The sequence below is a fragment of the Burkholderia latens genome (genome assembly GCF_902499045.1).
Taxonomy (GTDB): domain Bacteria; phylum Pseudomonadota; class Gammaproteobacteria; order Burkholderiales; family Burkholderiaceae; genus Burkholderia; species Burkholderia latens.
Genome location: NZ_CABVPL010000005.1, coordinates 70,371 through 95,728, shown reverse-complemented (window position 1 = coordinate 95,728; position 25,358 = coordinate 70,371). Strand labels below are relative to the sequence as shown.

At 67.2% G+C, this 25,358-nt stretch carries 25 protein-coding genes and 1 pseudogene; 18 read left to right on the top strand and 8 right to left on the bottom strand.

Annotation, left to right across the window (positions count from 1 at the left end; all coding sequences use genetic code 11):
* Positions 1-28 precede the first annotated feature (28 nt).
* From bktB to BSE24067_RS05530, 5 genes are all read left to right on the top strand, one after another.
* The gene (gene bktB, locus BSE24067_RS05550) at positions 29-1,222 is read left to right on the top strand and encodes a beta-ketothiolase BktB (protein ID WP_151068378.1); all 1,194 of its coding nucleotides are present in this window, start codon (positions 29-31) and stop codon (positions 1,220-1,222) included.
* Between the two features lie 38 nt (positions 1,223-1,260).
* Positions 1,261-2,112: a 3-hydroxybutyryl-CoA dehydrogenase gene (locus BSE24067_RS05545; protein ID WP_151068379.1), complete on the top strand. Its 852-nt coding sequence runs from the start codon at positions 1,261-1,263 to the stop codon at positions 2,110-2,112.
* 304 nt (positions 2,113-2,416) lie between these two features.
* Complete coding sequence (locus tag BSE24067_RS05540) at positions 2,417-3,772, top strand: hypothetical protein (RefSeq protein ID WP_151068380.1); 1,356 nt, start codon at positions 2,417-2,419, stop codon at positions 3,770-3,772.
* Positions 3,769-6,633 carry a tetratricopeptide repeat protein gene (locus tag BSE24067_RS05535; protein WP_151068381.1) on the top strand — a complete coding sequence of 955 codons (2,865 nt, stop codon included), beginning with the start codon at positions 3,769-3,771 and terminating at the stop codon, positions 6,631-6,633. Before BSE24067_RS05540 ends, BSE24067_RS05535 begins: the two co-directional genes overlap by 4 nt.
* A 44-nt stretch (positions 6,634-6,677) precedes the next feature.
* Positions 6,678-6,848 (top strand): hypothetical protein, encoded by a 171-nt coding sequence (locus BSE24067_RS05530; protein ID WP_170297557.1) that lies wholly within the window; start codon positions 6,678-6,680, stop codon positions 6,846-6,848.
* Positions 6,849-6,928: 80 nt separating this feature from the next.
* Here BSE24067_RS05530 and BSE24067_RS05525 read toward each other — a convergent pair whose 3' ends face one another.
* The 4 genes from BSE24067_RS05525 to BSE24067_RS05510 are packed head-to-tail and all read right to left on the bottom strand — an operon-like array spanning position 6,929 to position 12,625.
* Positions 6,929-8,206, bottom strand: a complete 1,278-nt coding sequence (locus BSE24067_RS05525) for an MFS transporter (protein WP_151068382.1) — start codon at positions 8,204-8,206, stop codon at positions 6,929-6,931.
* A gap of 28 nt (positions 8,207-8,234) precedes the next feature.
* Positions 8,235-11,057, bottom strand: a complete 2,823-nt coding sequence (locus BSE24067_RS05520; RefSeq protein WP_151068383.1) for a molybdopterin-dependent oxidoreductase — start codon at positions 11,055-11,057, stop codon at positions 8,235-8,237.
* On the bottom strand, positions 11,038-11,892 hold the full coding sequence (locus BSE24067_RS05515) for an FAD binding domain-containing protein (protein ID WP_174904707.1): 855 nt from the start codon (positions 11,890-11,892) through the stop codon (positions 11,038-11,040). The genes BSE24067_RS05520 and BSE24067_RS05515 overlap by 20 nt, the downstream gene beginning before the upstream one ends.
* Positions 11,893-11,947: 55 nt before the next feature.
* The gene (locus BSE24067_RS05510) at positions 11,948-12,625 is read right to left on the bottom strand and encodes a TetR/AcrR family transcriptional regulator (protein ID WP_151068339.1); all 678 of its coding nucleotides are present in this window, start codon (positions 12,623-12,625) and stop codon (positions 11,948-11,950) included.
* Between the two features lie 416 nt (positions 12,626-13,041).
* Here BSE24067_RS05510 and BSE24067_RS32930 point away from each other — a divergent pair.
* From BSE24067_RS32930 to BSE24067_RS05495, 4 genes and pseudogenes are all read left to right on the top strand, one after another.
* Positions 13,042-13,488 (top strand): annotated as a pseudogene (locus tag BSE24067_RS32930) (GAF domain-containing protein); the annotation flags it as partial.
* A gap of 36 nt (positions 13,489-13,524) precedes the next feature.
* The gene (locus tag BSE24067_RS32385) at positions 13,525-14,340 is read left to right on the top strand and encodes a sensor histidine kinase (RefSeq protein WP_244122256.1); all 816 of its coding nucleotides are present in this window, start codon (positions 13,525-13,527) and stop codon (positions 14,338-14,340) included.
* 336 nt (positions 14,341-14,676) lie between these two features.
* Entirely contained in the window at positions 14,677-15,072 is a 396-nt protein-coding gene (locus BSE24067_RS05500) for a BON domain-containing protein (RefSeq protein ID WP_151068337.1), read from the top strand.
* Between the two features lie 137 nt (positions 15,073-15,209).
* A complete protein-coding gene (locus tag BSE24067_RS05495; protein ID WP_341826508.1) occupies positions 15,210-15,629 on the top strand; it encodes a DUF3331 domain-containing protein in 420 nt (139 codons plus the stop codon).
* A 5-nt stretch (positions 15,630-15,634) separates the two neighbouring features.
* On the opposite strand, the gene BSE24067_RS05490 is transcribed toward BSE24067_RS05495, so the two are convergent.
* From BSE24067_RS05490 to BSE24067_RS32380, 3 genes are all read right to left on the bottom strand, one after another.
* On the bottom strand, positions 15,635-16,066 hold the full coding sequence (locus BSE24067_RS05490) for a universal stress protein (RefSeq protein WP_151068343.1): 432 nt from the start codon (positions 16,064-16,066) through the stop codon (positions 15,635-15,637).
* A 186-nt stretch (positions 16,067-16,252) separates the two neighbouring features.
* The gene (locus BSE24067_RS05485; RefSeq protein ID WP_151068335.1) at positions 16,253-16,801 is read right to left on the bottom strand and encodes an RNA polymerase sigma factor; all 549 of its coding nucleotides are present in this window, start codon (positions 16,799-16,801) and stop codon (positions 16,253-16,255) included.
* A gap of 96 nt (positions 16,802-16,897) precedes the next feature.
* Positions 16,898-17,569: a DUF4148 domain-containing protein gene (locus BSE24067_RS32380; RefSeq protein WP_244130540.1), complete on the bottom strand. Its 672-nt coding sequence runs from the start codon at positions 17,567-17,569 to the stop codon at positions 16,898-16,900.
* 167 nt (positions 17,570-17,736) lie between these two features.
* Here BSE24067_RS32380 and BSE24067_RS05475 point away from each other — a divergent pair, with 167 nt between their 5' ends.
* The 5 genes from BSE24067_RS05475 to BSE24067_RS05455 all read left to right on the top strand — a co-directional run bounded on the left by BSE24067_RS05475 (position 17,737) and on the right by BSE24067_RS05455 (position 22,186).
* Complete coding sequence (locus BSE24067_RS05475; protein WP_420883508.1) at positions 17,737-18,390, top strand: response regulator transcription factor; 654 nt, start codon at positions 17,737-17,739, stop codon at positions 18,388-18,390.
* A 130-nt stretch (positions 18,391-18,520) separates the two neighbouring features.
* Positions 18,521-18,904 (top strand): response regulator transcription factor, encoded by a 384-nt coding sequence (locus tag BSE24067_RS05470; protein WP_151068341.1) that lies wholly within the window; start codon positions 18,521-18,523, stop codon positions 18,902-18,904.
* Between the two features lie 136 nt (positions 18,905-19,040).
* Positions 19,041-20,120, top strand: a complete 1,080-nt coding sequence (locus tag BSE24067_RS05465; RefSeq protein ID WP_151068333.1) for a sensor histidine kinase — start codon at positions 19,041-19,043, stop codon at positions 20,118-20,120.
* Between the two features lie 338 nt (positions 20,121-20,458).
* Positions 20,459-20,887 carry a DUF3331 domain-containing protein gene (locus BSE24067_RS05460; protein ID WP_151068332.1) on the top strand — a complete coding sequence of 143 codons (429 nt, stop codon included), beginning with the start codon at positions 20,459-20,461 and terminating at the stop codon, positions 20,885-20,887.
* Positions 20,888-20,992: 105 nt separating this feature from the next.
* On the top strand, positions 20,993-22,186 hold the full coding sequence (locus BSE24067_RS05455; RefSeq protein WP_151068331.1) for an MFS transporter: 1,194 nt from the start codon (positions 20,993-20,995) through the stop codon (positions 22,184-22,186).
* A 126-nt stretch (positions 22,187-22,312) separates the two neighbouring features.
* Here BSE24067_RS05455 and BSE24067_RS05450 read toward each other — a convergent pair whose 3' ends face one another.
* Complete coding sequence (locus BSE24067_RS05450) at positions 22,313-22,795, bottom strand: cupin domain-containing protein (RefSeq protein ID WP_151068330.1); 483 nt, start codon at positions 22,793-22,795, stop codon at positions 22,313-22,315.
* 273 nt (positions 22,796-23,068) lie between these two features.
* On the opposite strand from BSE24067_RS05450, the gene BSE24067_RS05445 reads away from it, so the two are divergent.
* From BSE24067_RS05445 to BSE24067_RS05430, 4 genes are all read left to right on the top strand, one after another.
* Positions 23,069-23,485 carry an organic hydroperoxide resistance protein gene (locus BSE24067_RS05445; protein ID WP_151068329.1) on the top strand — a complete coding sequence of 139 codons (417 nt, stop codon included), beginning with the start codon at positions 23,069-23,071 and terminating at the stop codon, positions 23,483-23,485.
* 30 nt (positions 23,486-23,515) lie between these two features.
* On the top strand, positions 23,516-23,680 hold the full coding sequence (locus BSE24067_RS05440) for a hypothetical protein (protein WP_174904706.1): 165 nt from the start codon (positions 23,516-23,518) through the stop codon (positions 23,678-23,680).
* 179 nt (positions 23,681-23,859) lie between these two features.
* Complete coding sequence (locus tag BSE24067_RS05435; RefSeq protein WP_151067201.1) at positions 23,860-24,408, top strand: RNA polymerase sigma factor; 549 nt, start codon at positions 23,860-23,862, stop codon at positions 24,406-24,408.
* Positions 24,405-25,343: an anti-sigma factor family protein gene (locus tag BSE24067_RS05430; RefSeq protein WP_151067200.1), complete on the top strand. Its 939-nt coding sequence runs from the start codon at positions 24,405-24,407 to the stop codon at positions 25,341-25,343. The genes BSE24067_RS05435 and BSE24067_RS05430 overlap by 4 nt, the downstream gene beginning before the upstream one ends.
* The last annotated feature ends 15 nt before the right edge of the window (positions 25,344-25,358 follow it).

The window sequence follows — 25,358 nt, the reverse complement described above, 5'->3', positions numbered from 1 at the left end:
GCGGGCGCGAACGAACCGGAGTGAGACGATGAGCAATGCAGCGAAGGAAGTCGTGGTGGTAAGCGGTGTCCGTACCGCAATCGGCGATTTCGGCGGGAGCCTGAAGGATTTCTCGCCGACCGATCTCGGTGCAAAGGTCGTGAGCGAAGTGCTGTCGCGCGCGAACGTGCCGGGCGATGCGGTCGGCCATGTCGTGTTCGGCCACGTCGTCAACACCGAGCCGAAGGACATGTATCTCGCGCGTGTCGCAGCGATCAACGGCGGCGTCGCGCAGCACACGCCCGCGCTGACCGTGAACCGCCTGTGCGGCTCGGGCCTGCAGGCGATCGTGTCGGCCGCGCAGACGATCATGCTCGGCGATGCCGACGTCGCGATCGGCGGCGGTTCGGAGAACATGAGCCGCGCGCCGTACAGCGTGCCGTCCGCGCGGTTCGGGCAGCGCATGGGCGACGCGAAACTCGTCGACATGATGCTCGGCGCGTTGCACGACCCGTTCCAGACGATCCACATGGGCGTGACGGCCGAGAACGTCGCGAAGAAGTACGGTATTTCGCGCGACGCGCAGGATGCGCTCGCGCTCGAATCGCATCGTCGAGCGGCGCGCGCGATTGCCGAAGGCCGCTTCAAGGAGCAGATCCTGCCGATTTCGATCCGCACGAAGAAGGGCGACGTCGCGTTCGACACCGACGAGCACGTGCGTCACGATGCGAGCCCGGACGACTTCACGAAGCTGAAGCCGGTGTTCGTGAAGGAGGACGGCACGGTGACGGCCGGCAACGCGTCGGGCATCAACGATGCGGCCGCCGCGGTGCTGATGATGAGCGCGGATGCCGCACGCGCGCAGGGCGTGAAGCCGCTCGCGCGTCTCGTCGCGTATGCCCATGCGGGCGTCGATCCGGCGTACATGGGCATCGGCCCGGTGCCGGCCACGCAGAAAGCGCTCGAGCGCGCCGGCCTGAAGATTACCGATCTCGACGTGATCGAGGCAAACGAGGCGTTCGCGGCACAGGCATGCGCGGTCACGCAGGAGCTTGGCCTCGATCCGGCCAAGGTCAACCCGAACGGCTCCGGCATTTCGCTCGGCCACCCGATCGGCGCGACGGGCGCGTTGATCACGGTCAAGGCGCTGTACGAGCTGAAGCGTATCGGCGGGCGTTACGCGCTCGTGACGATGTGCATCGGCGGCGGCCAGGGCATTGCGGCGATCTTCGAGAACATCTGATAATCGAACGCTCAGCACCCGAACACACAGGAATCGTCATGGCCATCGAAACCGTCGGCGTCGTGGGCGCCGGAACCATGGGCAACGGCATTGCGCAAACCGCAGCCGTTGCAGGACTGAACGTCGTGATGATCGACGTCAGCGACGCGGCGCTCGACAAGGGCGTCGCCGCATTGAAGGGCAGCCTCGAGCGGCTCGTGTCGAAGGACAAGCTCGCGGCCGACGCGCGCGACGCCGCGCTCGCGCGCATCACGACGTCGACTGATTACGCGAAGCTTGCCGCGGTCGACATCGTGATCGAAGCCGCGACCGAAAACGTCGAGCTGAAGAGCCGCATCCTGAAGCAGATCGAGTCGGTCGCCCGGCCGGATGCGATCATCGCGACCAACACCTCGTCGATCTCGATCACCGCGCTCGCGGCGCTGCTGGCCGATCCGTCGCGCTTCGTCGGCATGCACTTCTTCAATCCGGTGCCGCTGATGCCGCTCGTCGAGATCATCCGCGGGCTGCAGACGAGCGACGCGACCGCGTCCGCGGTGCGCGCGCTGACCGAGCGTTTCGACAAGTCGCCGATCGGCGTGCGTAACGCGCCGGGTTTCGTCGTGAACCGGATTCTCGTGCCGATGATCAACGAGGCGTTCTTCGTGCTGGCCGAAGGCATCGCGTCGGCCGAGGAGATCGACGCGGGGATGAAGCTCGGCGCGAACCATCCGATCGGGCCGCTCGCGCTGGCCGACCTCGTCGGGCTCGACGTGTGCCTCGCGGTGATGGACGTGTTCCTGAAGGACTTCGGCGACCCGAAATATCGCGCGTGCCCGCTGTTGCGCGAGATGGTGTCGGCCGGACGGCTGGGGAGGAAGACGGGGCGCGGGGTGTACGAGTACAGCTGACGCGTCGCAAGCTACGCCAGCTTTCAACGCGGATGACGAGCCGCGCCGGATGCCGGGTCCGGTGCGGGTTCGTCATCCGCGTTTTTCATTTTCGTTCCGCTCTAAATGGTCGAACGAGCACGAACGATATTGACAACACGATCGCGAACCGCGAAGCTGCGGCCGACCGGTCGCATCTGCACCGCTTTTGGCGGTGCGCGTGTCGGGTTCCGGTCGATTGTCCGCGGCAGCATCGCAAGCCGACTGATCCACACGATCGAATTTCGACAAAATGAAAATAAAGAAAGGCCTTTTGGGGGTGGTGTTGTCCGTTGCGACCGCAACGGCCTACGGGCTGGGCGTGCAGAGCGTCCCTGCCGAGCCGGCGGCCCACGCGCCGGCGGCGAACCCGGCGATCAACCTGTCGCCGGCGCAAATCAACGAACGGGCCCGCGCATTCGTCGCGCAATCCGGTGTGGATCCCGATTCGGAAAACGGACAGATCATGGTCGCCTGGTTCGTGGAGGTCGCGCAGAATCCCGGCTATCTCGCACGAATAACCAGCTTGCGCGGCAAGTCGAGCGTGGGAACGCTCATCATGTTGTCCCCGGCCGACCGGCTGCAGTTCCTTCGGCTGATGAAGGACATCGCGGGCGAGTCGCGCGACGGTTGCGAGATGTCGAAGCTGACCCGCCGCGATCTGGTGTCGTTGGCGAAGACATCGTCACCGAAGATGCTGCGCAGCATCTTCGCGTTGATGGATCTGATCGGCGAGCGCAATGGCCCGTCGGCCCGCGACGACGAGCATTACACCGTTGCCGAATTGCTTGCCGTCGACGCGCGCCTTGATGCGATCGACGTGCCGCCATCGCTGCAGGAGCCGGCCAAGCCGACCCTGTGCGCGCAGATTCAGTTTGCAATCGACGCGCTCGAAAAGTTGCCGGAGCCGGACCAGCGGCGCGCCACCTACGAGCTTTTCAAGGTGATCGCCGACGGCAAGCCGGCGGCCGAGACGGTGCTGGCCGATCCGTACGCGTATCTGGACGAAGTGTTCGACGAGCGCCGCCTGCCGGAACCGCTTCGCAACCAGTTGCCGCCCGACGGCAGCCGGCCGCTTCCGTATGCGCGGCTGGTCGTGGACGGCGAATGGGTGAACAAGACGACGCCGAAGGCCGCAGGGCCGTACGTCGACACCTACGTCAATCGACGCAACAACGGCGTGGTGATCGAGTTGATGACGACGAAGGACGCATCGGGGAACCCGCACCTGGCTTATTTCGACATGGGGTACGGGCTGGCGGATCTGATGAGCCAGAGCGTCAGAGCGCCCCGCCATGCCACGATCCTGCGCACGCAAAAGGACGCGGCGGCGATCGCGATCGCGAACGAACCGATGACGGCAGGCAAGCGGATCGAGATTGCGCTGCCGCAACCGTCGAGCGACGGTCAACTGTCGCGTCGCTGCGAGATCGGCAAGTCGGAGCCCGCATCGTCGATCTTCGGCACGTTGACGGGCAATGCGATCAACCTCGATTGCAGCGAGGTGCACAAGGACGGGAAAACGGTGCGCGTTCGATCCGTATGGCTCGTCGACTACGGGATCGAATTGAGCAAGTCGATCGACGATGAAGACGGCCGGACCGACGTCGTCATCAAGAACATCACGATCACGAAGTCATGACGCTGAGCGGTGAACATCGGCAGCGCGGCTGCGTCGGCCCCGCGTTGAAATCGTCGATCGGAGCCGCGGCGCTGATGGCAGCGCTGACCGTCGGATCCGGCAGCGTAGCCGCGCCGCGACCCGGGTCGCCGCCGGTCGCGATGCCGGCCATTCAGCGCGGCGTGACCGTTCCGGTCCTCGACGACACGACGCCATGCGTGCTGGCACTGAACGCGCGGTTCGGCAGCATTCCGCTGAAGGACAAGCCCGCACGGATGCGCAGCTTGTGCAGGCACGACGCCGGAACCGGCAACCTCACGGCCCGCGCGCTCTACGGGCAGATGGTGCTGCATGGCTACGCGGCGCGTCCGGACCCGCGGCGCGGGATGACGATCCTCGAATCGGCGGCCAGCGACGGTTCGACGGTGGCCAAGCGCGCGCTGGGCTACCTGTACTACGACGGTGTCGTGCGGCCGCGCGACGTGGAAGCGGCGCGCGCCTGGTTCGTGTCGGCGGCACGCGACGGCGATGCGGCGTCGGCGAACCAGCTCGGCGGGATGAGCGCGGACGGCGACGGCCAACCGGCCGACGATGTTGCGGCCTACCGCTACTTCGTGATGGCCGCCGACGGCGGATCGCCGGCGGGCGCGACCAACGCGGGGAAATTCGCGCTGGCCGGCCGCGGCGCCGCGCGCGATCCCGGCGTCGCGGCGGCATGGCTGTCGCGGGCGGCCGCGGCGGGCGAGCCGAACGGACAGTTCCTGCTGGGCCTGATGCTCGTCCGGGGCGACGGCGTGCCGCGCGATGTCGGCGAGGGAGCGAAGTGGCTGCGCGCCGCGGCGGACCAGAACCATACCGAAGCGCAGGCGGTGCTCGCGAATCTTTATCTGGCAGGCATCGGCATGCCGCAGGATGCGCGTCGCGGCTTCAGCCTGATGTCGACCGCGGCCGTCGCCGGCTCCCCCTACGCGCAGCGCCGGCTCGGTGATCTGTACGGCAGCGGAACGGGCGTGCCGCGCGATGCCGCGACGGCCCGCGATTGGTACCGGAAGGCGGCGCTCGCCGGCGATGCGCAGGCACGTTACGCGTTGGCGAACCTCTATCTGTTCGGACGCGGCGGCCCGGTCGACAAGGAAGCGGCACGTGGATGGATGCAGGGCGCGGCGGATGCAGGCCTGGCCGTTGCGCAGAACGATCTCGGCGCGATGCTGCAGAACGGCCTCGGCACGCAGCCGAATCCGGCCGCGGCCAAGCCGTGGTTCGAAAAGGCCGACGCGCAGGGCAATGGCGCCGCGGCAGCCAACCTGTCACGCTACGCGGCGCGCGGCATCGATGAGCCGGTGGACATGCGCAAGGCGTTTCGGCTGGCGAAGCGCGGTGCGGATCGCGGCGACGGCTCGGCCGCGCTGATGGCCGCCGGCATGGCCTGGCGCGGAGAAGGGACGAACGTCGACCGGACGCAGGCGATGCATTGGTTCCGGTTCGCGGCCGATCGCGGCAACGTCGAGGCGGCGCGCTGGGTCGGCTATCAATATCTGTCAGGTACCGCCGGCGTGTCGCGCGACGAACAGACGGGCTTGCGCTATCTGGCGCAGGCGGCCGACGCCGGCGATCATGCCGCCGGCGTGGCGGTCGGCTTTTACCTGAACGAACACCATATGTCGTTCGCAGGCAGGACGGGGCTTCAATGGCTGGAGGATCTTGCGAACCGCAAGATTCCCGCTGCGTATTCGGTACTCGGCACGGTCTATTGGCGCACGCAGCCGGCGATCGCATTCGACTGGTTCACCCGCGGCGCAATGCTCGGCGATGCCGGTTCGCAAGCGATGCTGTGCTCGATGTATCTGGACGGCAACGGCACGCCGCGCAATCCGGCCGATGCCGCGCGCTGGTGCCGCGTGGCGGCTGCCGGCAACAATATCGGCGCGATGCGCGTCCTCGCGTCAGTCGACAGCGGCTTCGTGGCTGCCAACGAGCGGGCGTACTGGCAATGGAGACTCGCGGATAGAGGCGAAGCGACGTATCAGTCGGCACTCGGCGACGCGTACGACCTCGGCGATGGCGTACCGGCCGACTTCGATGCGGCGGTGTACTGGTTTCGCCGCGCGGCGGAGCAGGGCAACGTGTCGGCACAGGGCTCGCTCGCGTGGCACCTGTCGACCGGGCTCGGCGGACGCACCGACGACTACGAGGCGTTCGCATGGGCACTCCGTGCGGCGCCGTCGAGTGCGGAGGCGAAGCGGATGGTGGGCGTCGCGTATCTGCACGGACGCGGCGTCGCGCGCGATCCAAAGGCGGCGTCGACGTGGCTCCAAGGTGCGGCCGCAGCCGGTTCGCCGTGGGCGGAAAGCGATCTCGCTCTGATGTACGAAACGGGCGACGGCGTGACGCTGAACGAAGCCTACGCCCTCGACCTTCATCGCCGCGCCGCGCGACGAGGCTCGGCAGTCTCCGAGATCGCACTCGCGCTGCGCGGTGTCGCGGCGGGAACGGAGGCGGCGCTGCCGTCCGGCGAGCAGCGCTGGCTGGTACCGGCCGACCGGTTCGCCACGTTGTGGAGCGATCCGCCTGCCAACGCAATTGCGGCGGCCAATCGCCAATGGGAAGGCCTGTCGAGCCTGAACGAGGCATTGCGCGGCGATCCGTTCATGCAATATGCGGTCGGCATCCGGTTCCTCACCGGCAACGGCCTGCCGAGAGACCGCGCGCTCGGCGCGGCATGGATCGAGCGTTCGCGTGCGAGCTTCGATGCGGTAGCCGGCTTTCGGCAATACGGGGCCGCCGCGGCACGCGTCGAGGCAAGAGTGGCCGGGCGGCTGGACGACGCGGAAAGGACGCGTGCTGCCGCTATCGCCGGGAACCTGAACACGACACTACATTGAGTATGGCCTGCGGCCGGGTGCAGCCAGTTCGATCGCGCACGCCCGTGAACAATACGTTCAAGAACGCATGGAACGGGACGGAGCACCTGTGGAAAGTGTGGCGGCTGATCGGCGTACCGCTCGGCCTGCTGTTCATCCTGCCGCGCGTGCCGATCATGGGTCCGGCCTATTCGGCGCCGTTGCGGGCCGTTGTGCGGATGCGCGGGGCGGTCTGACGGCGCAGTTCGAGCGGCGTGACGCGGCCGCGCATGCACCGCGGATCAACGCATCGGGATTGCGCTGCGCGATCCGGCGTTCAAAGCGCCGTGGCCTTCGTCTCCGGCAGCATCATGACGGCGAGCAGCACCACGCCATAGGCTGCGCCGGAAAAGATCGCGATGGCCAGCGCGAGGCCGAGCGAATGGCTCAGCATCCCGACGAGGCTCGGGAACAGTGCGCCGATGCCGCGTCCGAAGTTGTAGGTGAAGCTTTGCGCGTTTGCGCGGAAATTCGATGGATACAGTTCCGTCAGGTACGCGCCGACCCCGCTGAAGATGCCGCACGACGAAAAGCCCAGCGGGAATCCCAGCCACAGCATCTGCGCATTCGACAGCGGGACGGTCAGGTACACGCACACCGACATGAGGGAGAGCGCCGAGAACAGCATGAAGTTGCGTCGGCGTCCCCACCAGTCGGAAAGGTACGCGCCGACGACATAGCCGCAAAAGGACCCGGCGATGATCACGAACAGATAGGCGCCGGTGTCGAGCACGGACAGGTGTCGCTCGAGCTTGAGAAAGGCCGGCAGCCACGTCGACATCGCATAGAAGCCGCCCTGGATGCCGGTGCAGAGCAGCGCTGCCAGCACCGTGCGCCGTGCGTGCGGGCGCGAGAAGATGGCCCACACCGACGGCTGGCTTCCGCCTTGTTTCCGCGCGGTGTCCGCCTGCACGAACACCGCCGGTTCGGGTACGTGCTTGCGTACGTACAGTACGAGCAGGGCGGGCACGATACCCACCCAGAACAGGCTGCGCCAGGCCAGCGACTCGGGAAGGACCGAAAACGCAATGCTGTAGAGAATCGCCGCGCCGCCCCAGCCGATGGCCCAGCCGCTCTGCACGAGGCCGACCGCCTTGCCGCGATGTGCGGGCGCGACGATCTCGCCGATCAGCACGGCACCGACGGCCCATTCGCCGCCGAAGCCGAGCCCTTGCAACGCGCGCAGCACGAAGATCTGCTCGAAGTTCTGCGCGAAACCGATTGCGAGCGTGCAGACGGAGAACCACAGGATCGCCCCCTGCAATACCTTGACCCGTCCGTACCGATCCGCGAGGATGCCGGCAATCCAGCCGCCCACGGACGAGAAAATCAGCGTCACGGTGCTCAACATGCCGGCCTTGCCGCGATCGAGGCCCCACAGGTCGATCAGCGAAGCCAGCACGAAGCTGAACACCATGAAATCGAACGCATCGGTCGCCCAGCCCGCGAACGCCGCCTTGAACGCGCGCTTGCCGGCGGGATCGAGTTCGGCGTACCACGACGCGCGCGGCACGATACGCAGTGCGGCTTCGTCGGCATCTCTCGTTGTCGTCATCGTTGTCGTTCGCGAAGGAGGGTGGGCGCTATCGAAGCGCGGAGGGCCGTTTGCCCGTCGCGAGTGCGCGCCGCACGACGTCCGGCGTGGCCGGCGCTTCGCGGATGCGTACGCCGGTCGCGTGATGGAACGCATTCAGGATGGCGGCGGCCGTCGGGACGAGCGCCGGCTCGCCGATGCCTTTCGCTCCGTACGGTCCGACGGCCGTCGGCGCCTCGATGAAGATCGATTGCACGTCGGGCATGTCGTGCACGGTCGGAATGACGTAGTCGTGCAGATTGTTGTATCGGCCGGGGTGATACTTCTCCATCAGCGCCATGCCGATGCCTTGCGCGACCGCACCTTCGACCTGCCCTTCGAGCAGCGTCGGATTGACCATCCTGCCGACGTCGTGCGCGGCCACGACCTTGAGCACCCGCACGCGCCCGCTCTCGCAGTCCACCGCGACCTCCGCCATCTGCGCGCCGAACGCGTAGGTTGCATAAGGCGTGCCTTGCCCCGTCGCGTCGAGCGACGTGGTGGGCGGATCGAAGCTCTCCTCGGCCGCGATCACGTAGCCGTGCGCATCGACGGGCAGCGTGCGCAGGTCCAGCGGACGGCCATCGACGGCAATGCCGTGCGCGTGGGACGAAATCCGCGCATCGGACGCCGCGCCGGCGAACGCCAGCAGCCGACGGCGCAGCGCCGTGCCGGCGAGAAACGCCGCGCGACCGGTGACGAAGGTCTGCCGCGACGCCGACGTGCGGCCGCAATCCGGCGACAGCGCGGTATCCGGGCCGATGAATTGCAGCCGGTCGACCGGTACGCCGAGCGCATCGGCCGCGATTTGCGGAATGACCGTGTTCGCGCCCTGGCCGGCATCCACCGCACCCTGGTGCAGCACGATCGTGCCGTCGCGCCGGATCCCGAAGCGGACGGTCGACGGATTCGGCAGCGCGGTGTTGCCGCAGCCATAGAAGAACGCCGCGACGCCGACGCCATGGCGAACGTGGGCGGGCGACGCCGCATTCAGCGTCGCGATCCGCGCATGCGCGTCGCGCCATGCCGGACGCAGCGCATCGAGGCATGCGACGAGGCCGACGCTGTCGTCGAGCACTTGCCCCGTCGGCAGCGTATCGCCGGGGCGCAGCGCGTTCAGCGCGCGGAACTCGAGCGGATCGATGTCCGCCGCGAACGCCAGCTCGTCGATCAGCTGTTCCTGCGACATCATCGTCTGCGGCACGCCGAAGCCGCGGAAGGCGCCCGCCGGCGTGACGTGCGTATGAATCGCCCGCGCCCGCGCCGTGTAGTGCGGAATCACGTACGGGCCGCCCGCATGCACCGGCACGCGATTCGCGACGGCCGTGCCCCACGACGCGAACGCGCCGGTGTTGTAGTCGCCGTCGAACGTCACTGCGCGGAGCCGTCCGTCCGCATCGGCGGCCATGCTGGACGTGATGCGGCCGGGATGGCGCTTGGTCGACGTGGCCATCGATTCTTCGCGCGAGAACACCATCGCGACGGGCCGGTCGAGATGCCAGGCCGCGATCGCGAGCAGCGGCTGGACCGTCATGTCGAGCTTGCCGCCGAAGCCGCCGCCGACCGCGGTCGCCACGACGCGCACCTGTTCGGGCGGAACGCCGAGTATGCGCGCCAGATCGGCGCGATGCGGATGCGGCGCCTGCGTGGACGAATGGATTTCGATCACGTCGCCCACGCGTCGCGCCCAGCCTGCCTCGGGCTCGAGGTACGCGTGCTCGACGAAACTGGATTCGAACGTTGCGCCGACGACGTGACGAGCATCCCGGATCGCGCGTTCCGGGTCGCCGCGGCGCACCAGCCCTTCGATCAGCACGTTGCCGGGGCGGTCGGCGTGCAGTTGCGGACTGTCGTCCTGCACGGCATCGGCGATCGCGAGAACGGGCTTCAGCGGTTCCCACCGCACCGGAAAGCGGTCGAGGTCGAGCGCCGCGATCGCGGCGTGCTCGCCGACCACCAGCGCGACCGCCTCGAGATAGTGGCGCGTTTCGGTATCGGGCAGGACCGGCTGGTCCGCGTACGGCGTCGCGACGCCGTGCAGATTCATGCCCGGCACATCGGCGTGGGTGAGGACGCGATGCACGCCCGGATGCGCGCCGACGAATGCGGCGAGATCGCCGAACGCGAAACGTGCGCGGTGATGCGGGCAGCGCACCGCGCGCACGAACAGGCTGTCGGCCGGGTAGTCGTCGGCGCCGAATCGCTGGCTGCCGTCGACTTTTTCGGGGCCGTCGAGACGCGTCAGCGGCACGCCGACGGACGGCCCGTCGGACGGCGCAGCCGTGCGGCACCGCGCGGCGCCGCCGCATCCGACCTCGGTCACCGCGTCGACGATCTTCTGATAGCCGGTGCAGCGGCACAGCACGCCGTCGATCGCGGCGCGCGCGCTGGCGCGGTCGCTTACGTCGCCGGCGTCGATGGCCGCCGCCGCCGCGGCGAGCATGCCCGGCGTGCAGAAGCCGCATTGCACCGCCTGATGGGCGAGAAACGCCTGCTGCAGGCGGCTGCCGCATCCCGTGCCGCCGGCCAGGCCTTCGACGGTGACGACACGGCACCCCGCGATCTGTCCGACCGGGATCAGGCACGCATAGCGTGCGTCGCCGTCGACGATCACCGTGCAGCTGCCGCAATCGCCCTGGCGGCAGCCTTCCTTGGTGCCGAACTGGCGCAGGTCCGCGCGCAGATGGTCGACGAGGCGCTGCGAGCGGTCTGCCGGCAGGCGCCGGCGCGTGCCGTTCAGGTCGAACCAGTCCGGTTCCGGCGAAATCGCCGCGCGGTCGCCCGCGGTGGTTTCGCGAACGTCGGCAAGCGGGTCAGGCTGGGAATGCGCCACGTTCGATCTCCTCGATGCAGCATGTGAAGGCGCGCGTGATCGCCAGCCGCGCGAGATGAAGGCGATGCAGCGCGGTCGCCCGGCCGTCGTCGACCGGCGACAACTCGGCGAGCGGCGCCGCAGCGATCGCGCCGGCAAGTCCGTCGCGCCGGCGGCCGGCCAGCGCCGCCTCGAGCGCCCGCATCCGGCGCGCGACGCCCGACGCGCCGCCCACGGCGACGGCCGCCGCCTCTATCGTGCCGGCGGCCCCCATGCGCAGCCGCGCGGCGGCCGAAACGACGGCGATCGCTGGGCCGTCGCGATTCGTGCACTTGATGAACGACGTACGATCGTGCGTGTGCGGTTGCGCGAACAGCACGGCAACCAGCAATTCGTCCGCATCGAGCGCGATCCGGCGGTTGTCGAGCAGGAATTCGGCCAGCGGCAAGCGGCGCACGCCGCGCACGCTCGCCAGCTCGACGCGCGCGTCGAGCGCCAGCAGCGCGGGGATGCCGTCCGCCACGGGCGACGCGTGACAGACGTTTCCGCCGATCGTACCCTGCACGCGGATCTGCCGGGGCCCGACCGATGCGGCGGCTTCCGTGAGCGCCATCGGCAGCCATGCCGTGCGCGCGATGACGTCCCAGGTGCTCGCCGCGCCGATGCGGACGACACCGTCGCGCGACACGATGCCATGCAGCGCGTCGATGCGGCTGATGTCCACCCATGCCGATCGGGCGGGCACGAGCGCGGGATCCGCGAACGCATCGGTTGCCCCGCACACGATGCGCGGCCGCGGCTGCGCCGCAAGCATGCCGAGCGCTTCGTCGATGGTATGGGGGCGGAGATAGTTCATCGCAACGGTGTAGGCATCTTCATGATCACGCGTGCCGCATCGGCACGATACACGTTCAATCGCCGGTCGACGCATCCTTGCGGACGACCCGCAGCACGCTGTCGATCACGAACGTCTCCCACCGGCGCACGGCCTCCGGCGCATTCAGCTCCTCGCCGAGGAACGCGGACAGCGTATGGCGGTTCGACGTATAAAAATAGGCAGCCGAGATGATCAGCAGGAACACGTCGCGCGCGTTCAGGTCGTTGCGGAACAAGCCCTGTTCGGCGCCGCTTTCGAGGATCCGCGCGACGATCTGCACCGCATGCGACGAATATTCGCCGCGCCGCTCGAGCTTCGACAAATGCTTGCCCTGGTGCAGATTTTCGGTGTTGAGCAGCGTGATGAAATCGGGATTGCGCCAATAGTAGTCCAGTTTGAAGCGGATCACGGACTTGAGCGCTTCCACGGGATTCGAAGGATCGGGCGCCATTTTGAGCTCCGCCTCGTCCATCCGCCGATAGATGCCTTCGAGCACCGCGACGAACAGGCCCTCCTTGCTCCCGTAGTAGTAGTAGATCATTCGGTCATAGGACTTCGCCAGCCTGGAGATCCGCTCCACGCTGCCGCCTTCGTAGCCGTAGCGCGCGAACACCTTGGTCGCCGCCCGCAGGATCTTGTCGCGGCTTTCCTGCGCCGCTGCCTCCCGGACGCCGGTTCCGCGCACAGCCTTGCCTTTTGCTGCCTGAGCCATACCGCTCCTATGCCGGCCGGCAACCTGCCAGGGCCGCATGATAAAACTTGAGATAGCGGCATTCCTTGGATTTCATACAGGGAACGCTACATGAATTGCCAGATTCTACCGAACTGGCATCCGGTTCGCAACAAGAGATAAATTAATAGAAAAATCAACGGCTTATATCGGATGATGCTGACTCGAAAGACGGCATCGAGCGATCGTTTTCAATATCTTCACATTTATATTTCGAGAAAGTGCTGCTACCATTCGTTTGTGGAGTACTCACTACATGAAACGTTAATTTCAGCCCGGCCGAGGCGGAAATCCGGACCGCAGGAGATAGACCAGTGAACAATGAACTCGACGATTCCTGCAGCACTCTCGCTGCGCGGGCGGCGTGGAAATCGCGCTCCGACGCGACCGGCCCTGAAATGACGCCGGTCTTCGACGAACTGATCGGTCAATCGCTGCTGGCGCCGGACATGCACGTGTTGCGTCACGTTTCCCGCGCGATGGCCGACGAGGTACCGCCGGCGGCACGCATCGGCGCGCTGCTCGACGTCGCGATACACGGCGCGGCCGCGACGTGGGGTGTGGTCGCGGTCATGCGCGATGGCGGCTGGGAGCGGGCCGCCGATGCGGCGGCGGCGAAGGCGCCGCGCCGGGAGCGAGCGCCGGCCGACCGGCTGCCGGTTCCGATCGTTGCCGCCGCCGTGCACCTGCGCAATGGGCTCGTGCTGCGCGACGCCTGCGCGGCCGACCAATGGCGCACCGACGACTATGTGCGCCGTCGCAAGCCGCGCTCGGTGATTTGCGTGCCGATACGATGCAACGGCGCATTGCTCGGCGCGCTGTATCTCGAGCACGGCGACTTGCCGGGCATCTTCACGCCGGCGAAAGCCGCGCTCGTCGAGATGATCGCGCTGCACGCGGGGTTCGTACTGGAGAACCTGCGGTTGCGCGACGAGCTTGCCGCGCAGCACGCCCGCCTGACCAGTATCGAAGCCACGATGCGCGACGCGCAGTCCGAGATGGATCGCGTCGGCCGACTCACCGCGTACGGGGAGCTTGCGGCGTCGATCGTGCACGAGGTCGCGCAGCCCGTCACGGCGATCGACACGTCTGCGCGCGCGGGGTTGAACTGGCTCGACCGCGATGTGCCGAACATCGACGCGGCTCGCGCGATGCTCGCCCACATCTGCGCATGCGCCGTGCGTGCGCGGACGATCATCAGCGCCTTGCGCGCGAAGGCGCGGCACGCGGCGCCGGTGTTCGCCGAGTTCGATTTCACGGAGGCGCTCGGCGAGGCGGCCGACATACTCGAAAGCACGCTGGACGCGATGAAGGTGCGGTTGCGCATCGACGGATGTGCGGCGCCGATGCCGATGCGCGGCGAACGCACGCAGCTGCAGCAGGCCATCATCAGCCTGTTGATGAATGGCGCGGAGTCCATGCTTGGCACACCTGAAGACGAGCGTGTCATCGTGATCACATGCGAATCCGACCGGAATCTGGTGCGCATTCGCATCGACGATCGCGGCGACGGTTTCGATCCGCAACTGGCGGCGCGCATCTTCGAGCCGCTTTTCACCACCAAGCCGAACGGGATGGGCATGGGGTTGTCGATCTGCAAATCCATCGTCGATGCGCATCACGGCCAACTGGCGCTGACGGCGCGCCCGGAGGGCGGAACGCGGGCGACGGTGACGCTTCCGCTGTTTCCGATGTGAGCGCGCGCCGGCTCGACATCGAGCGGCACGCGTTGCGCAGCGATCGCCGCATGTCGAACGGGCGCGCGCGCATGAATGGAGCAAGAGCCTATACGAACGTATGCGACGACTCATGCCGATGCATCACCCGGACAGCTGCAGATGCTATGGATCGCGTCGATGCATCCACTTATGCTCGCTTCACCGGTACACGAATCGCAACGGCGACGGCTCCGCAGCAGGCCCCGAGCCTCACTCGCGGGGCCGCGCACGCGCGATTCGTCCACATCGTGACGATGCGGGCAACCGGAGCATGCGCGCTTGTCGACTCGATACCAGACATCCAAGGAACCCATCATGAAACTCCGACACATCGTCGTAACCGGCGGCCTGGCCGTCGTTTTGATCGCCGGCCTCAACCTGCGTGCGTTTGCGGACGAACGGCCCGATGCGGCCGGCACGGAGGCTGCGGTCACGTCGACGCCGGCGCCGGCGGCCGGCACGTCGAAGAAGGCGGTACGTGCGGCCAACCGCACGTTCTCGCGAACGATTCAAAAGGCGCTGTCGCGAACCCAGGGGCTGGAAGGCATGCCGATCGCGGTGTTCGGCAATGCGGCGACCGGGCGCGTGACGCTGTCGGGGCAGATCGAAAGCGAAGACCAGGACCGCCTGGCAGTCGAGGCGGCGCGCAAGGTGCGCGGCGTCACGTCGGTCAACAGCCGGCTCACGCTGCGCGAGGTAGGCGGCGCTTGAGCGAACGGCGGACGCACCGCCGCGCGGATGGCCTGATCGCGACGGCATGCGCGCGTCCGCTTTCATACGACAGACCCGATTGGGTGGGAGATATGGTGATGGCGACACTGCCCGAAGCAGACATCATGATTCGCACGTTGATCAACGTCCTCGATCCCTCGCTGGAACAACGCGACGTGTGCCTGCAGGCGCAGCGCACGCGATACAAGTCGCGCCGCCTCGGCGTGCTCCAATACGACGACGATGACGCGTTCGCGCGAGGCGAGCCGCTTTCGGCGATCGCGGTGGTCGAGCGTCTGTCGACGTCGCTGATCAGCGTTTCGTGGAGCGACGCGCGGTCGGGGCGGTATACCGAGCAGATCTGGAGCAGGACCCGGGCGCGCGCGCCGGCGGTATGTGCGTTGACGGGGCGCGCGATCGAACGTGGCGACCGCGTGTTTCGTCCGCGGGCGAGCGATGTGTGCCTGAGTGCCAATCGGCAGCGCATGATTCTTGCCGCGACCATTCCGCAATGCAGCGGTGCACCGGCGCACGACGCGGCCGAGGCGGCCGAGTGAGCGGCCTAGGCTGCCCCGACCGTCACGACGATCAGGGCCGCGCCGCGAAGACGCTCGGCCAGGTCGAAGTGGACGGGGCGCTCGCGCCACCAGCGCGCGAAGCCGCTGCGCGCGCGGTGCCCGACGACGATCAGGTCGGGGCGGGTCGTCGTCGCATGGGCGGCGATGGCATCGGCCGCGCGTCCGAAGCGCACGAAGCCGCGCGCGACGATGCCGTCGTTTGCCAGCTTGCCGAGCGCTCGCTGCAGTTCGTCTCGGGCGAACTCCTCGAGGCGGTGGTGGGCGAGATCGCTGAGCAGTCCGGCCGACTGTGCGTTCGCGGTTGCCGGGTCGACCACGGCCACGACGTCGACCGCAGCGGACAATGCGCGCGACAGCGCCGAACATCGCGCGAGCGCGGCCTGTGCTTCATCGGTTCCGTCATAGACGAGTAGCATCCTGGAAGGCGCTGACATGTACGTTTCGAGTAGTGAAGGGCCGGTTGCCTCCGTCGATGCAGAAGCGCTTGCCTACTCTGAACACGCGACATGTGCCGTTTATTCCGCGCTCGTTCGTGCCACGCAGGCGCGGCATGTGAGCGACGCGCACAGGCCTGAAGCGATCGTTCCGTTGACCGGAAGGCATCAGCGCTGCGTCGGCGATTCGACGAGATCGCCTGGCGGCACGCGCGATGCGCCGGATGCGCCGAGCGCAGCGCGAATCGCTTTGCGCGCCCGCGATATCCGGCTCATGACGGTGCCGACCGGTATGTCCAGCGCGGCGGCCGCCTGCTGATAGCTGAGCCCGTCGATGCTGACGAGCAGCAACGCGACGCGCTGGGGTTCCGGCAACCGTTCGACGGCAGCGAGGATCTGGCCGACGGCGACGCGGGTCTCGGATGCGGCGCGCGGATCGGCGACCGTCTCCGGCAATGCGTCGCCCCATTCGAGCAGGAGGCGGTCGCGATGATGGCGTCGGCGCAGCTCATTGAGCCAGATCGAGTGAATGATCGAGAACAGCCAGCTCACTGGCGATGTTCCGCAACGCAGCTGATGAGCGCGCTCCAGCGCGCGAACGCATGCGCGCTGCACGAGCTCTTCCGCGTCGTATCGATTCGCGGTCAACCGCATCGAGAACGACCGGAGCCGCGGCAGCATGTCGGGAAGCATCGTTGCAAGTTCGGTTTGCTTCATGGACCGGCGGGCGTGCCCGATGTCGTGGGGCAACACGGTGACGGCCCGGGCGCCGGCGGTGCGCGCCGGTGCCGGGCCGGATGGCAGGGCGGGCGTTCAATGCCCGGAATACAGTTTCCTGAGCGCGTCGAGTTCGCCGTTCTGCCGCGCCAGCGCGAGTTCGTGGCGGACTTCCGAGCGGGTCTTCGGCATCGATGCGGCCGGCGCCCATTGCGTGACGATCGCTGCGCCTTGATTTCCGGTGATCGGCTCGGCGGGAGACGCCGCGTAGACCGACGCAGTGGTTGCAAGCGCGGCGAGCGCGAAGGTGAATTTCGAGGCATTCATGTGTATCTCCTGGTGACGGATGGATCGGAACGTATTCGCGGGTACCGGATGGCGGCGGACGCCCGCAGCGGGCGCCGCGCCGTGGCTGGCATCAGGTCTCGCCGTGGGTGTATTGAGCGCCGGAAAGGTATCTCGCATGTGTCCGGTGCGCGCCGTTTTGCAATGCCATGTATCGATGCGAAACCCCGATACATTTGGATACGCATGCGTGCGGTGGCGGCTCGCCGGGCCGGGGCGAAGACGGTTCTGCGCGCGATGTTTGCGCCCGCTTCCGCGCCGGAGGATGGTCAACCGCCGTGCGTGTGATGAAATCGACGACGCGCATGAACCGCCGATGCGCGGCTCGCGGTTGCAGCGGCGAATTGCGACTGGAATAATCGACAGAGGGTGCGTGTTTTCAGGGGTGTAGGCAGAGTGGGTCCGCGAGCGTTTGGGGGTCATCGCTCGCGCGCATCGCGGCAGCGTGTCCGGCCGAACGGGCGCAACGGGCGCAACGGCGGCATCGCCGCATCGAGCGGGAGCAGCACGGCGTGCGTCGCGATGCGTTCGAACCGCCTGCGGCCGTCCAGCACATTCACAAGCGAAGATTTGCAATGCCCGAGATCAGAATGTCAAGCGTGGCGCTTTCATCCGAAGACCGGAGTGGCCGTGTCGTCTACGTGGTCGACGACGACGAATTCGTGCGTGCCGCGCTGATCGGCCTGCTGCGCTCGATCGGCCTGGAGGTGTACGCATTTGCGTCGACCGAAGCGTTTCTCGCGGCGCCCAAGGGCAATGGGCCATCGTGCCTCGTGCTCGACGTTCGGTTGCGCGGGCAGAGCGGGATCGCGTTCCAGAAGTCGCTGGTCGAGAACGGCGGTCCGCAGATGCCGATCATCTTCATGACGGGGCACGGCGACATCGCGATGACGGTGAAGGCGATGAAGGCGGGTGCGATGGATTTTCTGACCAAGCCGTTTCACGATCAGGAAATGATCGATGCAGTGGTTGCGGCGCTCGAGCGCGACGCGAAGCGGCTGGAGGCCACTCAGTCGCTGCTGGACCTGCGCGAATGCTGGGAGTCGCTGACGCCGCGCGAACGCGAGGTGCTGCAGCACGTCGCGACGGGGCTCATGAACAAGCAGGTGGCGGGGAACATGGGCATTGCGGAGATCACGGCGAAGATCCATCGCGGCCAGGCGATGCGAAAGATGAAATGCCGGTCGGTCGCCGAGCTGGTGCGCAAGATGAGTGCGCTCGGCATCGAGGTGCCCGTCCGCTAGCGGCGGCGCCGTCGGCGGAAGGCCGACCCATACGTAGATATGGTGGCGCCGTGGCGGAGCGGCGGTATGCTGGCGATTTGGTTCGCAGTATGTGGGACGGGCCGGTCCGTTCCGCTTGCCCTCAGCACGGATGCCTCTTTCACTTTCAGTCACCGATCTCGTAGCGATTGTCGACGACGATCCGTTCGTACGCGCCGCTGTCAGAAGCCTCGTGCGTTCACTGGGCGCAAGTGCGTGCGAGTTCGCGTCGGGTGCGGCATTCCTCGCGTCGGACGTGCTGTCACGCGCGGGTTGCCTGATCTGCGACGTCCGGATGCCGGCGATGGATGGCATCGACCTGCTGGCCCGGATCGAAACGCTCGGCCTGTGCATCCCCACACTGTTCATCGCGGCGTTCGCGACCATGCGCGAACGCGAGCGCGTGCGCGCGAGCGCCGCGCTGTGTCTGCTTGAAAAACCTGTCGACGCGCGGGAACTCGAAGCGTGGCTGGCCCGTGCGCTCGGTTACGCCTGATCGCCGGCCATTCTGTGCGACGCCAACCTAAACCTTCGTAGGGGGTGGATGGCCGCTTGTTTGATGGTGCGGGGCCCCATGTGCGTGTTTTCATCTGTCTCGTACCGTCTACCGCGACGGCGACAGGAGAACGAAGATGGCGAACATTCCTACGTTATCGTCAGGGGCCTTGTTTGAGTCCCGGTTCACGCGCGCGCTGCGCAGCATCGCCCGCGCGCTGTCCGCGCATGCGCGCGAGCTCGTCGTGTGGCCGGTGCGCTTCATGCTCATGGCCGGTGTGCTGCCGATCGCGGCGGCGATGTACGACATGCGCGGAATGCTCGCGCATGCGTTGCATACGGCAGCGAGTCATCAGCTGCTGATCGCCGTTGCATCGGCGAGTGTCGTTGCATTGGTCGCGGCCGTGCTGTGGCTGAGATTGCTGGGCCTGATGAGACTGGACGCGACCATTGGCCGCCTCGCCGCGGCCATCGAGGACAACGGCATCGAAGCGCTGCCCGATGCGTTGCTTCAGCACGGTGCGCCGTCGATAGCCAAACTCGCGCGCGCGATCAACGGCGCGCACCGGCATCATGCGGACAGCATGACGGAATTGCTCCATGTGCTGGCCGCCTATGCGCACGATCTTCGTACGCCGCTCACGCGGCTGATGCTGCGCAGCGCGATGCTCGACGACGGCGGCTTGCGCGATGCGATCGAGCGCGATCTTGCGGAGATGGGCGAACTCGTCGACGCGAGCCTCGCGTGTGCACGGCTGCAGTGCAGCGTGCCGGAGCCGCCGCGCCGCGTCGACGCGGACGCGTTGCTTGGTGCGCTGGTCGGCAACTATCGGGATGCTGGCCAGAGCATCGCTCTCGACGGGCGCGTGGGTCTTCCGCTCGTGACCTTTCCGCACGCGCTGCGCCGCGTGCTCGTCAACCTGATCGACAATGCGCTGCGCTACGGTGAGGACGTCCGCGTGTGTGTGCGGGTCGACGCGCGGCGCGTGATGCTGACGGTGGTGGATTCGGGGCCGGGCATCGTGCCGGCGGAACTGGAGGCGGTGTTCAAACCCTGGTATCGGGCACCGCAGACATCGGCGCGTGCGCCGGGTTCGGGGCTGGGACTCGCGATCGCGCGTCGGCTGACGCAGGCGATGCAGGGGGAACTGCAACTGAACAATCGCAGCACCGGCGGTCTCGAGGCGAGAGTGACACTGCCGCTTGCGCCTGCATGACGTCATCGATGCTGCGGGCGGCGTCGTCAATGAATCGTACAACAGGAGCCCTTTGCAACAATGTGCCGGACGTATCGCGCATGTATCCGGCTCTTTCTGGAATTTGCTCGGGAGCCACAGGACACCGCCCATGTCGACGCCGACACGCGCACGCCGCGCACCGTGAAAGTCACTACCGTGCCGCGGAGCACGGACGGATCGCCGGATACATCGCGATACGCCCGCGACATACGCCAGATACATGGCGAAGGTCCAATCGGCAAGCGGGGCACGACGTCGCACCGACGCGTGCGGCGAGGTGCGAGCCCCGCCCATTCAGGCTGCCGGAGATCGATTCGATGATCGCACTATCCGAAGACAATATCGTGGTTCGGGTCCTGTTGAACGTTCTTGATCCGTCCGCCGAGCAACTCGAGGCGTGCGCGAAGCGGCCGTGGACGAGCCGCACGAGGCGCCGGGCGATCGCGATGACGCGCGCCGGCGCCGATTCGCGGCGGGCGGCGACGCGGCCGGCCAACCTCGTGATCGTGAGACGGATTTCGTCGAGCGCCATCAGTATCTCGTGGAGCGACCCGTGTCTGGGGCGCTCCACCGAACAGATCTGGTGCAGGGGTGTTGCCGGCGGCGCAGCGGTTTGCGCGTTGACAGCGCGCCGTATCAACCGTGGGGATCCGGTGTTCCATCCACATGCCGGCGACTCGTGCGCGCCGTCGGGTCGGGACCTGATGATTCTGGCGACGGCGATAGCGCAGCGGCCCGGGCCTTAGATCGCGCGGCGCGCGCGATCTGCAGTACCTGTTGGCCGCGCGACGGGCCGCTGCCGGTTACGCGCGGCGCGCCGCTCCAATCGCAATCTCGACACCAGGGGAGACATGATGTCCGATCCACGTACGATGTCGCTGCGCACTGCATCATTCGTGCTGCTCGGTGCGCTGCTGACTGCGTGCGGATACGGTGCGACGTTCCTGCTGTCGATGCATTTCCGCTCGGCAGGCGGAGACGACGCCGACACCGGCGTTGCGCTGGCCGAAGCGATGGTGGGTGCGCTGATCGGCGTTCCGCTGGTCGCGTGGCTCGCGCATTGCATCGGGACTGCACGCACGACCGCACTGGCTGCGCTCGTGGTTGGCACGGGCGTCGTCGGCTTCGCATGGATCGGCCGCACCGGCTCGCTGAGCTTCGTACCCGGCTTGCTCGTCGGAGTCGGCTGGGGTGGTTTCTACCTCGCCGCGCCGATGATGCTCGCGGAACGGACGGCCGATGCGGAGCGCGAGCGCTGGTTCCTGCGGTTCGGGTCGTTTCAGATGGCGGGCGTCGGCGGCGGCCCGGCGTTCGCGGCGCTCGCGATACGCAACTGGCACTGGACGACCGGCACCGTGTTTTTCACCGTCGGCGGCTTGTGCGCGATGGCCGCGGTGATGCTGGAGTGTTTCGGCCGGCTGTCGCCCGCGTCGCTGCCTGTGGCGCCGCCGGTACGCGAACGGTGGATCCGGGAAATCGGTGCGGTGGTCCGCACGCGCGCGATCTATCCGATCGCGATCATCGCGCTCGGCTCGAGCGTTTTCTCGGGGCTGATGACGTTCCAGATGTCGATGGCACAGGAAACCGGCGTGACGGCCGGGACGTTCTTCGGTGCCTATTCGGCGACGGTGGTCGTGACGCGCTGGCTGCTCAGCGCGCTCGTGATCAGGATGCGGGTCAATGCGACCACGCAGATCCTCCTCGGTTTCATGATACTCAGCGTGGCGGTGACGTTCGCGGTGCCGCACAACGCGCTGCTTCATTCGGCCAGTGCAGTGCTGCTCGGCACCGGATATGGCCTCATCTATCCGATCGTCCAGGCGCAAGCCGTCAACGGCGCCGACGCGCGACACCGGCGCGCGGTGCTCACGTGGTTCGTCGCATCGTACTTCGTCGGCGTGTTCGGTTTCCCTGCGCTCGGCAGCCTCGTGCTGGTCAGCATGGGCAGGACGATGTTGCTGATGCTCATCGCCGCCTGCGGACTCGCGGCGCTGTTTCTCTCCGTTGTCGAGCACCGCAAGCGGGCGACGCTGGCGGCGGTCTGAATACTGCGCGCGCCGGGCCGCGTCGGTGCGCGGGCGTCAGCGGATTCGTGATCGCCTGCTGCGCGTGTTGCACCGTTTCACTCCGGAGGAATGGCGTGCATCAACGGAACACCCCGACACGGCGCGCTATTCCGCCGCTTGCGGGCGTCTCGCGGCGCCCGTCTGATTTTTTGAATCGCCGGGGCCGTAGGTCGCGTAGAGCTTGGTATAGCCGGGCGTATCGAAACGTCCGGTCCATCCCTTCGGGAGCGTGACGGCTTCGCCCGTCTTCACCACCATCACGGAACCGTCCGACGACGTCAGCGTCACGCTGCCCGACAGAAAGTACAGGAACTCGTTGTACGGCAATCCCTGCGGACCGGCGATTTCCTCGTGCGCAGGCCCGGACCGGTACACGCCGGTCTGGTAGGCGTTGTCGGTGGACGTGAACGTTACGACGTCCGTGCCGTGCACCCCGTGGTCGGCAGTCGTCACCGCACCGGTGCGCGCGAATATCGCACCGGCAAGATCGGACTTCGACGCCTTGATCGGCTTGATCGTCTCCGCGTACGCGGCGCTCGAGATCGTGACGCCGGCGAATATCAGCGCGGCCAGTGCGTATTCGTGCATCGTTCAACGCTCCTTGTGTTGTCGTTCGTGACGGCGCGAAAGGATGCGCGCCATTGCGGCGTCATTCTGTCGGAAAAAACGCGTGCTCGTTCATCAAATACCGAAAAAGCGCCGGTCGGTTTGTTTCTCGATGTGTCGCGGGCCGGGTTGGACACATGGCGTTGCAATGACCGCCACCCGAGACACATTGCGGATACGTGGTCTCGCTCTAATGCTTCGTGACGACGGGATCCGTCGACCATTCATCCACCACCGTTCAACGCGAGACCGATCATGAGCATGGAACCCAAAGTGCTGTACACCGGCAAGACCCACACCACCGGCGGACGAGACGGCGCGGCCCGCAGCGCCGACGGGCGCCTCGACGTGAAGCTGTCCGGCCCGGGATCGGCCGCACCCGGCACCAATCCCGAGCAACTGTTCGCGGCCGGCTGGTCGGCATGCTTCATCGGCGCGATGGGCCTCGCTGCGCAGCGGATGAAGATTGCGCTGCCGCGCGACACGCACGTCGATGCGGAGATCGATCTCGTCGTCGCGGATGGCGCGTACTTCCTGCAGGCGCGGCTGAACGTCGGCGTGCCGGGGCTCGATGCCGAGGTCGCGCGAGCGCTGGTCGACGCGGCACATCAGACGTGCCCGTATTCGAAGGCCACGCGCGGCAACATCGACGTGGTCGTCAGCGTGGTGTGACACGCATCGTTCGCGCTGAGCAGCTTCGGGATGGGCATGAAGGCCGGCCGCGGCACCGACCGGCGCGGCTGGCTCGGTCTCGCGCCGGCCACCGCCGCGGCAGGCCTCGGCGGGCTCGCATTCGCGCCGGCGGCCTTGCGGGCCGCGCCGGTCGCCGGGCGCGAGCCGGCCGCGGCGGCGTCCGAAGCGCCGTGAGGACCTGCGCCGGCGAAGCACGTACGTTCGCGTCGCGGCGGATGGAATATCCGGGCCATCCAGTTGTTTACTGGACTGGCGGGGGATGCCCGCTCAATTTCGCCAAAATCCATGGATACATGCCAGATACTGCCGTTGCTCAACGTTGGCTCGGCTGCCCCGCGCGAGGGTCGACGTAGATGACCGCAGCCGAACTGTCCGCGATGCTCCCAGCCATGCTTCCTCGTCTCTGGACGTTCGCGCTGCGCATTTCCGGCGACCGCCACGATGCCGAGGATCTCGTGCAGGCCGCGTGCGTGCGCGCGCTCGAACGTGCGCATCAGCTGCGCCCCGGAACCGCGCCGCTCAGCTGGATGTTTTCGATCGTGCAATCCACGTGGCTCAACGAACTGCGCGCGCGCAGCGTGCGTCGGCGCTCCGGTATGGACTGGGACGACGAGCTTCTCGAAACCGTCTCCGATCCCGCTGCGCCGACGTTCGAACAGCAGATCATGGACGCGCAGATCGTCAGGGCCGTGCAGCAGTTGCCCGAAACGCAGCGCGTCGTCATGCTGCTGGTTGGCGTGGAAGGATTCAGCTATAGCGAAGCGGCCGAAGCGCTCGACGTACCCGTCGGTACCATCATGAGCCGCCTGTCGCGCGCTCGCCAGACGATCGGCGCGCTGTTCGGCGATCGGAACGACCGACCTGTGAAAAGCACGGCGGATAGCGAGGATCAGGGGGCATGACTATGGACGACATCCTGCTCATGGCATACGCGGATGGAGAACTCGCACCGCACCAGCGCGAGGAAGTCGACAGGGCGATTGGCGTGTCGGCCGACGTCGCCAGGCGGGTCGCGCTGTTCGAAGCGTCGGTGTTGCCCTACCGGCGAGCGTTCGAGCAGCAAACACTGCCGCCGGTGCCGCCCGGCCTGGTACGCGCGGTCGCCGAGATCGCACAGGCGTACGCTGCGCCGCCGGAGCGTTCCGCGCGCGGCGATGCTCGCCACATGGTGCCGCCGATGTCCGCGGCCGATACGGGCGGGCCGCCGCCCGTGCGGGCACGCGCGCGTGCCCGCCAGATGGCTCCGTGTCTCGCCGCGGCGTTCGTCGCGGGAGCATTCAGCTGCGGCGCCATACTGCATCTCGCGTCCGGCGTCGAACCGCGCGGTGCCGCGTCGCAGGCCGCGGCGCCGATTGCGCAGACGACGACATCCCCGTGGATCATGGCGGCCGTGAACTATCAGCAGCTCTATACACGCGACACGGTGGCTTTCGATCCGGCAAATCCCGCTGCCGCCGCACACACGATCGACAACATTCGCCGTGACGACGGGCTGCGAATCCATATTCCGGACCTGCGCGCGGTCGGGCTGACATTCAAGCGGATACAGCGACTGAACTTCAATCACAAGCCGCTGGTGCAGATCGTCTATCTGCCGGACAAAGGCTTGCCGGTGGCGCTGTGCGTGATGAAGGACGAACGGCCCGACACCGTGCCGACCCGGCAGCAGGTGGGCAGCATGGACGTCGTCACGTGGCGCCGTGCCAGGATCACCTACGCGCTGATCGCCACGCCGGGAGACACCGACCTGAGCGCGATCGGCAAGCGGATCACCGACTCGGGTACGGAAGAAGTGCTCGGGCTGCTGTCGCGGGACGGCGCGGCGGTCGCGAGCTGAGCGCTCGCGGCGCCG

Coding starts and splice junctions, on each gene's coding strand:
- bktB (WP_151068378.1), top strand. CDS start 29: ATGAGCAATGCAGCGAAGGAAGTCGTGGTGGTAAGCGGTGTCCGTACC.
- BSE24067_RS05545 (WP_151068379.1), top strand. CDS start 1,261: ATGGCCATCGAAACCGTCGGCGTCGTGGGCGCCGGAACCATGGGCAAC.
- BSE24067_RS05535 (WP_151068381.1), top strand. CDS start 3,769: ATGACGCTGAGCGGTGAACATCGGCAGCGCGGCTGCGTCGGCCCCGCG.
- BSE24067_RS05525 (WP_151068382.1), bottom strand. CDS start 8,206: ATGACGACAACGAGAGATGCCGACGAAGCCGCACTGCGTATCGTGCCG.
- BSE24067_RS05515 (WP_174904707.1), bottom strand. CDS start 11,892: ATGAACTATCTCCGCCCCCATACCATCGACGAAGCGCTCGGCATGCTT.
- BSE24067_RS05510 (WP_151068339.1), bottom strand. CDS start 12,625: ATGGCTCAGGCAGCAAAAGGCAAGGCTGTGCGCGGAACCGGCGTCCGG.
- BSE24067_RS32385 (WP_244122256.1), top strand. CDS start 13,525: ATGATCGCGCTGCACGCGGGGTTCGTACTGGAGAACCTGCGGTTGCGC.
- BSE24067_RS05500 (WP_151068337.1), top strand. CDS start 14,677: ATGAAACTCCGACACATCGTCGTAACCGGCGGCCTGGCCGTCGTTTTG.
- BSE24067_RS05490 (WP_151068343.1), bottom strand. CDS start 16,066: ATGCTACTCGTCTATGACGGAACCGATGAAGCACAGGCCGCGCTCGCG.
- BSE24067_RS05485 (WP_151068335.1), bottom strand. CDS start 16,801: ATGAAGCAAACCGAACTTGCAACGATGCTTCCCGACATGCTGCCGCGG.
- BSE24067_RS32380 (WP_244130540.1), bottom strand. CDS start 17,569: ATGACCCCCAAACGCTCGCGGACCCACTCTGCCTACACCCCTGAAAAC.
- BSE24067_RS05475 (WP_420883508.1), top strand. CDS start 17,737: ATGTCAAGCGTGGCGCTTTCATCCGAAGACCGGAGTGGCCGTGTCGTC.
- BSE24067_RS05470 (WP_151068341.1), top strand. CDS start 18,521: ATGCCTCTTTCACTTTCAGTCACCGATCTCGTAGCGATTGTCGACGAC.
- BSE24067_RS05465 (WP_151068333.1), top strand. CDS start 19,041: ATGGCGAACATTCCTACGTTATCGTCAGGGGCCTTGTTTGAGTCCCGG.
- BSE24067_RS05460 (WP_151068332.1), top strand. CDS start 20,459: ATGATCGCACTATCCGAAGACAATATCGTGGTTCGGGTCCTGTTGAAC.
- BSE24067_RS05455 (WP_151068331.1), top strand. CDS start 20,993: ATGATGTCCGATCCACGTACGATGTCGCTGCGCACTGCATCATTCGTG.
- BSE24067_RS05450 (WP_151068330.1), bottom strand. CDS start 22,795: ATGCACGAATACGCACTGGCCGCGCTGATATTCGCCGGCGTCACGATC.
- BSE24067_RS05445 (WP_151068329.1), top strand. CDS start 23,069: ATGAGCATGGAACCCAAAGTGCTGTACACCGGCAAGACCCACACCACC.
- BSE24067_RS05440 (WP_174904706.1), top strand. CDS start 23,516: ATGGGCATGAAGGCCGGCCGCGGCACCGACCGGCGCGGCTGGCTCGGT.
- BSE24067_RS05435 (WP_151067201.1), top strand. CDS start 23,860: ATGACCGCAGCCGAACTGTCCGCGATGCTCCCAGCCATGCTTCCTCGT.
- BSE24067_RS05430 (WP_151067200.1), top strand. CDS start 24,405: ATGACTATGGACGACATCCTGCTCATGGCATACGCGGATGGAGAACTC.